7 protein-coding genes and 1 pseudogene are annotated in these 13,002 nt (G+C 63.2%); 6 read left to right on the top strand and 2 right to left on the bottom strand.

What is annotated here, in order from left to right:
• The 3 genes from ACM42_RS06080 (at position 1) to ACM42_RS06070 (ending at position 4,003) form a co-directional block, all read left to right on the top strand.
• Positions 1–789, top strand: coding sequence for an ABC transporter ATP-binding protein (locus ACM42_RS06080; RefSeq protein WP_028179064.1), 789 nt, complete (start codon positions 1–3; stop codon positions 787–789).
• 94 nt (positions 790–883) lie between these two features.
• Positions 884–2,722, top strand: a complete 1,839-nt coding sequence (locus ACM42_RS06075; protein ID WP_271527049.1) for an AMP-dependent synthetase/ligase — start codon at positions 884–886, stop codon at positions 2,720–2,722.
• A gap of 81 nt (positions 2,723–2,803) precedes the next feature.
• Positions 2,804–4,003: an ABC transporter substrate-binding protein gene (locus ACM42_RS06070; protein WP_271527048.1), complete on the top strand. Its 1,200-nt coding sequence runs from the start codon at positions 2,804–2,806 to the stop codon at positions 4,001–4,003.
• Positions 4,004–4,184: 181 nt separating this feature from the next.
• Here the strand turns inward: ACM42_RS06070 and ACM42_RS06065 are convergent, their stop codons facing one another.
• A complete protein-coding gene (locus ACM42_RS06065) occupies positions 4,185–5,297 on the bottom strand; it encodes a lysozyme inhibitor LprI family protein (protein ID WP_035671817.1) in 1,113 nt (370 codons plus the stop codon).
• Positions 5,298–5,390: 93 nt separating this feature from the next.
• Entirely contained in the window at positions 5,391–6,122 is a 732-nt protein-coding gene (locus ACM42_RS06060) for a transglutaminase-like cysteine peptidase (RefSeq protein WP_271527047.1), read from the bottom strand.
• A gap of 618 nt (positions 6,123–6,740) precedes the next feature.
• On the opposite strand from ACM42_RS06060, the pseudogene ACM42_RS38650 reads away from it, so the two are divergent.
• The 3 genes and pseudogenes from ACM42_RS38650 to ACM42_RS06050 form a co-directional block, all read left to right on the top strand.
• Positions 6,741–8,786, top strand: a pseudogene (locus ACM42_RS38650) (FecR family protein); the annotation flags it as partial.
• A 66-nt stretch (positions 8,787–8,852) separates the two neighbouring features.
• Entirely contained in the window at positions 8,853–10,595 is a 1,743-nt protein-coding gene (locus ACM42_RS38645) for a VCBS domain-containing protein (protein ID WP_442868902.1), read from the top strand.
• Between the two features lie 78 nt (positions 10,596–10,673).
• Positions 10,674–12,905, top strand: coding sequence for a CHASE2 domain-containing protein (locus ACM42_RS06050; RefSeq protein WP_271527043.1), 2,232 nt, complete (start codon positions 10,674–10,676; stop codon positions 12,903–12,905).
• Positions 12,906–13,002 lie beyond the last annotated feature (97 nt).

The raw sequence follows: 13,002 nt of genomic DNA, 5'->3' as shown, positions 1-13,002 counted from the left end.
ATGGATGCCGCCACGACCCCGGACACCATCCTGAAGCTCTCCAACGTCGAGAGCTATTACGGGCCGATCATGGCGATCCGGGGCATCTCGCTGGAAGTGCCGCGCGGCCGAATCGTCACGCTGCTCGGGGCCAACGGGGCCGGCAAGACAACGGTGCTGAAGACCATCTCGGGCATCCTCGATCCGCAGAAGGGAACGATCGAGTTTCTGGGCAGGCCGATCCAGCGCATGGAGGCCGACCGGATCGTGCGGCTTGGTCTCAGTCATGTGCCGGAGGGGCGCGAGGTGTTCCCGTTCCTCTCCGTGCACGAGAACCTGATGATGGGCGCCTATCCGCGCAAGGACCGGGACGGCGTTGCGGAGGATCTGGAGCGTGTCTACGGCTATTTCCCGCGGCTGAAGGAACGCATCAATCAGCCGGCCGGACAGCTCTCCGGCGGCGAGCAGCAGATGCTCGCGATCGGACGCGCCCTGATGAACCGGCCGACGCTGCTGCTGCTCGACGAGCCCTCGCTCGGTCTGTCACCGCTGCTGGTGAAGGAGATCTTCACCATCATCCGCAGGGTCAATGAGGAGCAGGGCATGTCGATCCTCTTGGTCGAGCAGAACGCCAAGGTGGCGCTGGAGACGGCACATTACGGCTATGTGCTGGAGATCGGCCGTATCGTGATGAACGACAGCTGCGACCGCTTGATGCATTCCCAGGACATTCAGGAGTTCTACCTTGGTGCCAAGGAAGCGGGCGCGCGAGGCGAGCGGCGCTGGAAAAAGAAGAAGACGTGGCGGTGAGGAAGAGCTGGCAGTAAGATGAGCCTACCATCCGCAACATAGACCGCCGGCAAGGCAGGCAGCGGAGGCTGGCGACAAGGAGGAGGAGAGGCGCATGTCCCGACCGGCGGTGCTGACGGTCGCTGATACGATCGCGAAGAGCTTCCTGCGCGCCGCCGAGACGCGGGGCGACAGGCCGGCGATCCGCGAGAAGAAGTTCGGCATCTGGCAGCCGACGAGCTGGCGCGAATGGCTGGAGATCTCGAAGGAGATCGCCTACGCGCTTCGCGCGATCGGCTTCATGCCCGGCGACGTCGCCTCCATCGTCGCCAACGCCGTCCCCGAATGGGTCCATGCCGACATGGGTATCCTGTGCGCCGGCGGCGTCTCTTCCGGAATCTATCCGACCGATTCCGCATCCCAGGTCGAGTATCTCGTCAACGATTCCCGCACCAAGGTGATTTTCGCCGAGGATGAGGAGCAGCTCGACAAGATTCTCACCTGCCGCGCACGCTGTCCGTCCCTGCAGAAGATCATCGTGTTCGACATGGAGGGCCTCAGCGGCTTCTGTGATGACATGGTGCTGTCGCTCGACGAGCTTCGCGCGCTCGGCCGCAACCACATGGTCGGCCGCGAAGCGCTGTGGCAGGAGATGATCGACAGCCGCAGCGCCGGCGATCTCGCGATCCTCGTCTATACGTCCGGCACGACCGGTCAGCCCAAGGGCGCGATGCACGCCAACCGCAGCGTCACGCACCAGATGCGGCATGCCAACGACTTCATCCCGGCGCGAGAGGACGAAGACCGGCTGATCTTCCTGCCGCTCTGCCATGTCGCCGAGCGCATCGGCGGCTACTACATCTCGGTCGCGCTCGGCTCGGTGATGAATTTCGCCGAGAGCCCGGAAACCGTGCCGGACAATCTGCGCGAGGTGCAACCGACCGTCTTCCTCGCGGTACCGCGCGTCTGGGAAAAGTTCTATTCCGCCATCACCATCGCGCTGAAGGATGCGACGCCGCTGCAGCAATGGGTCTATCGGCGTGCGATCGGCATCGGCTACCGCATGGTCGAGTGCCGGCTCGAGGGCAGGGCGCCGCCGCTGTCGCTGCGGATCGCCAACCGCATCGCCTACCAGGTCGCGTTCCGCAACATTCGCCGCATGATCGGGCTCGATCGTTGCCGCATCGCGTTCACCGGCGCGGCGCCGATCGCACCGGAGCTGATCCGCTGGTATCTGGCGCTCGGCATCGACATGCACGAGGTCTACGGCCAGACCGAGAATTGCGGGGTCGCCACCATGATGCCGGCGGAAAGGATCAAGCTCGGCTCGGTCGGCACCGCGGTGCCCTGGGGCGAGGTCGCGCTGTCGCCCGACGGCGAGATCCTGATCAAGGGCGACTTCCTGTTCATGGGCTATCTGAACCAGCCGGAGAAGACGGCCGAGACCATCGATCCGCGCGGCTGGCTTCACACCGGCGACGTCGGCACCATCGACAATGAAGGCTTCGTCCGCATCACCGACCGGATGAAGGACATCATCATCACCTCCGGCGGCAAGAACATCACCCCGTCCGAGATCGAGAACCAGCTCAAGTTCTCGCCCTACATTTCCGACGCTGTAGTGATCGGCGACAAACGGCCGTATCTCACCTGCCTCGTGATGATCGACCAGGAGAACGTCGAGAAGTTCGCCCAGGATCACGACATCCCCTTCACCAATTACGCCAGCCTGTGCCGGGCGGGGGAAATCCAGGACCTGATCTGGCGCGAGATCGAACAGGTCAACGGCAACTTTGCCCGTGTCGAGACCATCAAGAGGTTTTATCTGATCGAACGCCAGCTCACACCGGAGGACGAGGAGCTGACGCCGACCATGAAGCTGAAGCGCGGCTTCGTGAACAAGCGCTACGCCGCCGAGATCGAGGCGATGTATCGCGAGCGTGCAGTGGCGTGACGAGCCAGTCGATTCGAGAAAGCGAAGGAGCCGTGGCCCTCGCCCTTCGTCCAACACGGGCCTTTAGGAGAGGAGACGTCAATGTCGAAATCGTTCAGCGCATTCGGCCTTGCTGTGGGCACCGTGGTGCTCACCTGTCTGCCGGCCGCAGCGCAAACCAAGGTCACCAACGAAGGCATCTCGGCGACCGAGATCGTCATCGGCACCCATCAGGACCTGTCGGGTCCGATCAAGGGCTGGGGCGTCCCCGTCTCCAACGGCATGAAGATGGCGGTCGAGGAGGTCAACGCCGCCGGCGGCATCAACGGCCGCAAGATCCGCCTGGTGGTCGAAGACAGCGGCTACGATCCGAAGAAGGCCGTGCTGGCTTCGCAGAAATTGATCGAGCGCGACAAGATCTTCGCGATGGTGGGGCCGATGGGATCGCCGACCGTGCTTGCTGCGCAGGATATCTTGCTCGACGCCGGCGTGCTGCAGCTCTTTCCGCTGACGGCGGCCGAGTTCACCTTCAAGTTCGATCCGGCCAAGCCGCAGGAGCGGCTGAAGTTCAACAACCTCCTGCCCTATGTCGAGAGCACGCGGGCCGCGCTCAAATACATGATTGAGGCAAAGAATTTCAAGAAGCCCTGCATCATGCATCAGGACGACGAGTACGGGAAGAACGTGCTCGATGGTTTTAACCAGCAGCTCGCTGCCATGAAAATGCAGCCGGCCTCGATCACGAGCTACAAGCGCGGCGCCTCCGACTTTTCGGCGCAGGTCGCCAAGATGAAGTCCGACGGCTGCGACCTCGTCGTGCTCGGCGCGGTCCTCCGTGAGCCGATCGGCACGATGAGTGAAGCGAAGAAGCTCGGATGGGACGTCACCTTCCTCGGCGCCACGCCCGTTAACGTGCTCGAAGTGCCGGCGCTCGGCAAGGAAGTGGTGGAAGGCTTGTATTCCGCTTCGAACTTCGAGATTCCCTATGAAGACACCGCGAAAGGAAAGGTGAAGGACTGGCTCGTCAATTACAAGAAGATGTTTAACGCCGATGCCAACACCCAGGCGATCATCGGCTACAATGCGGTGATGACGTTCGCGCATTATGCCAACAAGGCTGGTAAGGATCTCACTGGCCAGAAGATGCTCGACGCTCTGGAGTCCGGCGACAAGTTCCAGGACATCTTCAATTCGCCGCCGACGGTGTTCTCGAAGACCAACCATCTCGCCACCACCATCACACAGGTCCAGCAGGTCAAGAACGGCCGCTGGGTGCTGGTGAAGGACAATCTGATGTTTTGATTGAGTCTAGCGCGACTCCGACGGTGCCCCCTCTCCCTTGCGGGAGAGGGTGGATCGCCGCAAAGCGGCGAGCCGGGTGAGGGGTCTCTATCCCCACGAATGGTTTACGAGTGGAGAGAACCTCTCATCCGGCGCGCCTGCGCGCGCCACCTTCTCCCGCAAGGGGAGAAGGAAGAGGAGTTCATGATCCCCCGCTCGCGGTGCCCGAGTTCACCGGAGCCAGCTCGTCTTCCCGGCAGCGCCAGCCGTCGGCGGCCTTCACGAAGGCAAACGTCCGCTGGATCCTGAGGCGTCGCGTGACGCTGAAGGCCTCGGTGGAACGTCCCTTGTTGCCGGCTCCCGGCTGCGGACGCCCCGTCCTCGCGTCCCAGCAGGTGCCGGTGCAGGTGGAGGCGATCTTGCTGCACATGGTGAAGGGCGCCAGCACGGCCATCTCGATTTCGCCAGTGACCTGCGCCTCCTGCTCGGTCACCTGGCTGTCGATGGCGTAGACGCGATTGATGCGCAGGAAGTTGCCGCAGGAATTGGCCGCATGGATGCGCGCGGCGCAGAAATCGACCGCGTCGGTGTCGGGTGAGCGAGCCGCGACCTGCCGGCCGAACACCTTCTTGGGGTCCCCCTTCGCCGCGCGGATTTCATCGGTCTTGCGCTTCAAATGGTCGGCGAGACAGTCCTCCGCGGATTCGAGCTCTTGCAGCGGCACGTTCTCCTTGCCGACCAGATTGCATTTGCGGTCGCGCTCCCGCGTCCACCTTCCATATTCGGCGAAGGCAAAGCGGGCCGCAGTCGGGTCCAGTTTGCCGATCAGGCCGAGCGCCTGGCCGTTGAGCTCGGTTTCGGCGAGCGCCAGCGACGGGTCCGCGCAGATCAGTGCGCCCGCTGCGGTGCTGGCCGCGAGGCAGTCGAAATCAGGATCGCGCACGATCGCGGCGCGCTCCTCGGTCACCTTGAGCAGGCACGCCTTCACCCGGTCGAAATCGTCGGGGCGGATGGCTGCCTGGCCGACGATGCCGCAGCCGAGATTGCGCTGTCGGATCCAGATCGCATTCTCCTCGATTGCAGGCAGGCGATCGGGCAGGCGGGCGAGCCGCGCCTCGATCGCCGTGCTCAGCTTCTCGGCGGCGGCGGCCAGCTCGGCGTCACCGCAGAATAATTGGTTGCCGGGGTCGCGAATCTGCTGGCAGTTGTTCTTGGCAAACAGCGGCAGCCTGTCGGCGATCGAGCGTTCGGATTGCGCCGAGGCGGCCGCCGGCAATGCCAGCAACGCAAGCACGGACAGCACGATGAATCGCATTCCGGTCGCCCCCGCATGGAAGGTGCCATGCTAGCGTCTGGGATCGCGCGGCGAAACGAGTTTGTGGTGGTTGAATCCGGGCTACAGGAAGGATCAACGCGCCTCGGCGGCCGCGATCGAGACTCGCACCGGCTCGTCGACATATTTCATCACGGCCGACTGGTAGAGCGCGAACAGCGGCTGATAGCTCCGCTCAGCGTCGTCCTCGACCATCGCCATGCGGCGATTGTCGAGCATCAGCCAGTGGCCGTCGAGCCGTGCAGCAGCAATCGCGTGCTCCTCGCCGGCGCGGGTGTCGCGCACCACGAGGATGCGGAGGTCTTCGGGAGGAATGCCCGCCAGCCGCAGCGCTGCGAGCTTGGCGATGGCATAGTCTTCGCAATCGCCGGCGCCGCGCGCGAAGGTCGCGAGCGGCGAGCTCCAGACATCGTCGGTGCCGTCGTTGGCGGCGTGGATGGCGAGATTGATGGCACGGTTGGTCTCGCCGAGGCGCGCACGGCCATCGCGGGCGCGGGCCTGGTCGACGATGGCGAGCAGCTTCAGGGCCGCGGGCGAGACGCAATTGTCCCGGTCGCCGTCGCACAGCGCGAGCTGCACCATGTCGTCGTCGAGCTTGTCCTTCAGCGTGGACCATTTCTGCTGGAGGCCGCCGGATGAGATGGCGAAGGCGAACACGCCGAACGGTTCGGCGGATTTGCGTACGAGGACGCCGGCGCCGGGCGACAGCAGCGTGCCGGCGCGAAGCTCGGCGGCCGATCCGAGCAGGATCAGGCCGCACAAGATCAGGATTGCGCGCCAGGCGCGCGAGCGAGCAGCGGTCTCCATCTGACATCCCCTTGCCAAGCTTCGCGAGATCCCCCTCGATCTCGACGTGCCGGGCTTCGTTGCTTTCCTGGAGATAGTGCGAGGCGAGCCGTTTTGCTCTGCTTAACGCGACCGGCAGGGGTCCCAAAACCGTGGGACAGGCTGAAACAGGCCTGCCCAAATTGCCTAAAATTTTACGATCCGAGGCCTAGGAGGGCACGCTGCCATGATATGAGCCTGTTGCAGGCAGGAGTTGCGAGGTCGCTGATTCTGCGTCCTATGGCTAACAGCGCGCTATTTCACTGGTTCTGTTAGTTAGGTCACAGATCTAGTTCCATATTTGGCGCAGGATGTTGCAGGGCATCATGCGAGAAAGATGACGCAAGTATCTCTTCGACCAGTTTTACAATAAACGACTTGGGATGATGGGAAATGCGTGCATCTAAGCTCATTTCGACTTCAGAATGCTTGGAATGTTACTTCAGCTTCTCTGGGAAGGCGCTGGCCTGCCGGGGCTCTTACGGCCAAGTGACGCGAAATCACACAAGCAATAGATGGTTTCGCTAAGGACTTGGTAATGCTAAGCAAGCTTAGGCGGTTGATACTTACTTAAATTTAAACCCTTTTTGCGGTGCCCGGTTGAATTACGCTGGCAAATTTGACGCCGCGACGTCCTTGGACGGCCAGGTTTCCGCGCCTAGCCACGTCCATGCCGATTCCCTCGTGGCCAAGCCCTTCATCGCAAAGGGGCACGGCCATGTGCCTGATGGCGCGTTCGTTGTTCCCGACCCCAACCTGATCTTCAACGGCGAGTTCAAGCGCGCCGGCCTCGATCTCGTGCTGTCCCACGAAGGTCAGGAGTTTGTGGTTCATGATTATTTCAGGGGCGAGAAGCGCGCCGCGATCGCCTCGCCCGACGGCGCCCACCTCACCGGCGACATCGTCAATGCCCTCACCGGCCACGTCCAGGTTGCCCAGGCCGCGCCCGGCGCCGCTGCGGCCCAGGTCATCGGTCACGTCACAAAACTCTCCGGCAGCGCGACCGCGATTCGCAACGGCGTCTCGGTCATCCTGAACAACGGCGACAATGTCGAGAAGGGCGACGTGGTCTCGACCGGCGCCGATTCGACGCTCGGCATCACCTTCATCGACGGCACCGTGTTCGGCCTGTCCTCCAATGCGCGGATGGTGCTGAACGAGATGGTCTACGACCCCAACGGGTCGAGCAACTCCTCGCTGCTCAGCCTGGTCGCGGGCACCATCACCTTCGTCGCCGGCGAGACCGCCAAGCATGGCGACATGAAGGTCGACACGCCGGTCGCCACCATGGGCATCCGCGGCACGGCAGTGCTGACCCAGATCAACTTCGTCGTTCCCGCCGGCGGCGGCGATCCGCAGCCGCAGGCGAGCTTCCAGGTGCTGGTCGAGCCGAACGGCACCACCGGCTCCTACATCCTGTTCGACAAGATCACGCTGCTGCCGATCGCGACGGTCAACCAGGCCGGCCAGATGATCCAGATCAGTGGCGGCAACGTCTCGATCGGCAATGCGCTGATGTCGCCGGAAATTCAGAAGCTGATCACGGACGTGTTCACGCTGAAGTTCACCGACAACAACACCAACACCAAGCTGACCACGAACTTCACCGACACGATCACGCCGATCAGCCTGGACTTCGCGTTCAAGTCGGGGTCCGGCGCCGTCGCAGTCGCGACATTCGTCAATCTCAGCCCGCAGGGACGCGACGGCCCCAGCAATTCAACGCAGCAGGCCACCCGTGTTCCCGGCCAGCCGATCGTGCAAAGCTTCGACGCCGGCGGTATTGTAAAGACGGCCTTCGCGCTGACTGAGCGCGCGGGCATAACGGGCGATACGCATGCCGATACGATCACCGGCCTGATCAGATTCGTCGATCAAAACCTCGGTGACCGGCCGACGGTGTCGGTGAGCCTCGCCGAAGCGCCGAACTACGTCTACAAGAGCGCCGGCCAGCAGGACGTTACCGGCTCGCTCACCGAGCTCCAGAAGCAGGGCATCGCGGCGACGCAGATCCAGATCAGCGTCGTTGCCGACCCCGCCAACGAGAACAACGGCTCGGCGGTCTGGACCTACACGATCCCCGACAAGGTCTTCGACTTCCTCGCGGCCGGCGAAACCCTGACGCTGACCTACATGGTGCGGGTCGATACCAATTTCGTGGTGAACCCCGAGTCCAGGTTCATCCCGATCACCATCACGATCACGGGGACGAACGACAAGCCGACCGTGGCGACGTCGGGCGGAAACGTCATCGAGAAGGTCGGGACCGGCAACGAGGCCCTGGACACTATCACGGGCACCGTCACCTTCACCGACGTCGATCTGACGGACCGGCCGATCGTGAGCGCTGAGCTCTCGTCGACCCAGCCGTTCAAATATCTCGATGCCGAAGGCAACGACATCACCGCCACGCTGACGCCGCAGCAACTCGCCGCGATCGCAGCCGTCAAGGTGCCGCTGACGGTGGTGCAGGGTGCAGGGAACGGCAACAACGGCTCGGCCACCTGGACCTACAGCGTTCCCGACCATCTCTTCGACTTCCTTGCCGAGGACGAGAAGCTGATCCTCAATTACGTGGTACAGGTCGATGACGGGCACGGCGGCATCGTCAGCACGCCGCTCACGGTTTCCATCAATGGTGCCGATGTCAATGTCGAGGGCACCAACGACGTACCGACGATCATCGAGGACGACACGATCTCGACCGGCGCGGTGACGGAGGATACGGCAACCCTGACGGCGAACGGCACCATCGCCTTCAACGACCCTGATCTCACGGATACCCACACCGCGAGTTATGTCCTGAAGACGACGACGTCGAGCGCGCATTTGCCCGGCTTCACCGACGGGACCTCGCATATCGGCACGTTCACGCTGACGGCGGTGAGCGAGAGTCCCGGCGTCAGCTCGCGAGGGTCGGTCGGCTGGACCCTTGCGATCGACAATAACGATCCGGTGTTGCAGTCGCTGGCCGAAGGCCAGACCGTCACGCAGGTTTATACCGTTACGGTCGACGACCATCACGGGGGGACGGTCACCAAGGACGTCACGGTCACCATCACCGGTACCAATGACGCGCCGACCATCACGAGCGACGCAGACGCTGCAACGGGGAGCGTCACTGAGGACGCCTGCGCAACGTTGTCGATCGACGGTACGCTGGCGATCCAGGATCTCGACCTGATCGATACCCACACGGCGGAAGCCGTGTTCAAATCGTCCACGTCAAGCGTTCAGCTTCCGGGCTTCGCCGCGGGCACGCCGCTCGGCACCTTCTCAATCGACTGCGCGGTTGACGAGTTCAATACCGACAACGACAACGGCGCGACGCTGGGCTGGCATTTCACGCTCGACAACAGCAATGCGGTGCTGCAATCGCTGGCGCAGGGCCAGACCATCACTCAGGTCTATACCGTCACGTTCGACGACCAGCATGGCGGCAAGGTGAGCCAGGATGTCACCGTCACGATTACCGGCACGAACGACGCGCCGACACTCGCCGATCTCGACATTGGCCCGCTCACGGACACTGCCGCGGCCGACACCTTCGCCAATCTCGCGGGCCATTTGTCCGGAACGGATGTCGACAGCGGCGAGACGGCGACGCTGACCTATGCCGTTCTGAACGCAGATCACCATGCGGTGACGACGGTTGCAGGACTGTACGGCTCGCTGACGGTCAACCCCGACGGCAGCTACAGTTACGTTCCCAACGCGACGGCGATCAACGCGCTGCCGGAAGGATTTTATACGGATACGTTCACCGTCCAGACCAAGGACGCTCATGGTGCGACCGGCACGGCAACGCTCACGGTGGACGTGACAGGCGCGAATGACACGACCAATGCGCCCGTGATCGACGTCGCCGAGATCAGCGTCACGCAGGAAGGCGACCAGGTCTTCGTCCACGGTATCTCCGTCAGCGACGCCGACTCTGCCGTCGATGAAACCTTCACGCTCGCCGCGACCGCGGATTCGGGCACCTCTGTGGACCCCGCATCGACCTCCGACACATTGGCCAACCTCAATTCGGCCCTCCAGACGCTGGCATACACCGATCCGGGCCAGAGCGCATCTGCGACGGACAAGGTCGCGATCACCGTCACCGACGGTCATGGCGCGAGCGATACGGTCAACCTGATCTTCAATCTGAGCGAACAAGGGCCGGTGACTTTTGCCGGGACCCAGAGCAAAGACGTACTGTTCGGGACCGGCTATCAGGATCAGTTCGTGTTCGCGGCCAATTCGAACCACGATACGATCCTGAACTTTACGTCCGGTACGGACAAGATCGACCTGTCGGCCGTTGTCACGACGTCCGATACGCAAGCTTGGTTGGACCAGCACGTGGTGGCCTCAGGAGCTGACACCCTGATCACGATCAATGCGACGGACACCATCCTCCTGAAGGGTGTCGCCCAGGTCCAGGCGAGCGACTTCATCGTCCATGCCTGATCGCTGCGCGATGGGCCGCGATCGTCTGCAAGCCGATCCGCGCTGCCGTTCGCCATCAAAGCGTGATATCCAACCCCCATGAAGCGTCTCAAGATCCTGCGGCGGTGGTTTGCGCGGAAGTTCGGCCTTGCGCGGCTGATGTGCCTCGTGCTGCTGGTTCTGTTTGCCGGCGCCCGGCTCTGGGATCCGCCGCCGATCCAGGAATTGCGGCTGCGCACCTTCGACATGTTCCAGCTGATCGATCCGCGCCACAAGACGGCGCGGCCGGTCACCATCGTCGACATCGACGACAAGAGCCTCGCCAAGCTTGGCCAGTGGCCGTGGCCGCGCACGCGGATCGCCGACCTGATCCAGAACCTCACCCAGAACGGCGCGGTGGCGATCGGCTTCGACGTGGTGTTTTCCGAGCCCGACCGGCTCAATCCGGATCTGGTCGCGGGCCAGATGCGCTCTCTCGACGATGCCACCCGCGCCAAGCTGCGCGAGCTGCCGACCAACGACCAGATCCTTGCCGAGGCGATCAAGCGCTCGCGCGTGGTGCTGGGCGAGACCGGGCAGCGAGCGATCTCGTCTGAGATCGACAAGTCGCTGCCGTTCACCGGCGTCGCGACGGTTGGCGAGGAGGGCGCCGAACGCTTCCTGTTCGAATTCCCGGGCCTGCTCCGCAACGTACCGGTCATCGAGAAGGTCGCGGCCGGCCGCGGCCTGTTCACCATCAAGACCGAGCGCGACGGCCTGATCCGCCGCGTGCCGATGGTGATGCGCGCCCAGGGCCACATCATGCCCTCGCTCAGCCTCGAGATCCTGCGCGTCGCTACGGGCACGCCGACGCTGCTGATCCGGACCGACAAGACCGGCGTGCGGGCCGTTCGCCTCAAGGGCGTCGAGATTCCGACCGACAAGAACGGCCAGCTCTGGGTGCACTATGCGCGCCAGGATCCTTCGATCTACGTCTCGGCGGCCGACGTCCTCGACAACACCGTGCCGCCCGCCAGGATCGCCGGCAAGCTGGTGCTGGTCGGCACCTCCGCGGTCGGGCTCAACGACATCAAGACCACGCCGGTGTCCTCGACCATGCCGGGTGTCGAGATCCATGCACAGGTGCTGGAAAGCCTGCTGAGCGGCGCGGTAATCTCGCAGCCGAACTACGCGCTCGGCGTCGAATTGATCGCCGCGCTCGTGATCGGATTGCTCGTCATCATCTTCACGCCGAATCTCGGTCCCGTGCGCCTCGTGCTCGCCGGTGCGATGTTCGCGGCGATCCTGGTCGGCACGTCCTGGTTCTTCTACGCGCAGTACCGCTACCTCATCGACTTCACCTACCCGCTGCTCTCGACCACGGCGATCTATCTGACGCTGATCTTCGCCAGCTTCGTGCGCGAGCAGCGCCAGCGCGTGCAGATCCGCGGCATGTTCGCGCAATACATGTCGCCGGTGCTGGTCGAGCAGTTGGCCCAGTCGCCGGAAAAGCTCGTGCTCGGCGGCGAGGAGCGCGAGATGACGATCATGTTCTCCGACGTGCGCGGCTTCACCACGATTTCCGAGAGCTACAAGCACGATCCGCAAGGGCTGATCGCACTGATGAACCGCTTCCTGACGCCGCTGACCGACGTGATCATCGAGCGCAAGGGCTACATCGACAAATACATGGGCGACGCCATCATGGCGTTCTGGAACGCGCCGCTCGACGATCCCCAGCACGAGGTCAATGCCTGCGAGGCCGCGATCCAGATGCTGGAACAGATCGACGTGGTCAACAAGGAGCGCGAGCAGGAGGCCGCCGACGGCGGCCACGTCTACATCCCGCTCAATGTCGGCATCGGTCTCAACACTGGTATCGGCGTCGTCGGCAACATGGGCTCCGACCTGAAGAAGAACTATTCCGTGCTCGGCGACAGCGTGAACCTGGCCTCGCGCCTGGAAGGGCAGACCAAGGAATACGGCTTTCCGATCATCGTCGGATCCAGGACCGCGCTCGCGGCCAAGGAGAAGTTCGCGATCCTCGAGCTTGACTTCATCATGGTCAAGGGCAAGACCGAGCCGGAGGTGATCTACGCCATCGCCGGCCGTGAAGACGTGATGCATTCGGGCGCGTTCCAGCGCCTGCGCAACGTCACCATCGAGATGCTCGGCTGCTACCGCAGCCGCAACTGGCAGGGGGCACTGGACGCGATCGAGCGCGGCCGCCGCAGCGAGGATGCCGACACGCTCGAGAAGCTGTTCCGGCTTTACGAAGCAAGGATCAAGGATTTCCAGCTCAATCCACCGCCGGAGGGCTGGACCGGCGCGTATACGCTGCTGACGAAGTAGGACTGTAAGCGAGAGGGCATCGCTCGTGCCACACTAAAGGTGTCGTCCCCCATAACCACAGGGAGCAGCCGTAACGCGAGATCGGCAACTACGAGTC

The organism is Bradyrhizobium sp. CCBAU 25338, assembly GCF_028128965.1.
Taxonomy (GTDB): Bacteria; Pseudomonadota; Alphaproteobacteria; order Rhizobiales; family Xanthobacteraceae; genus Bradyrhizobium; species Bradyrhizobium liaoningense.
This window is presented reverse-complemented; position numbering and strand designations above follow the sequence as displayed.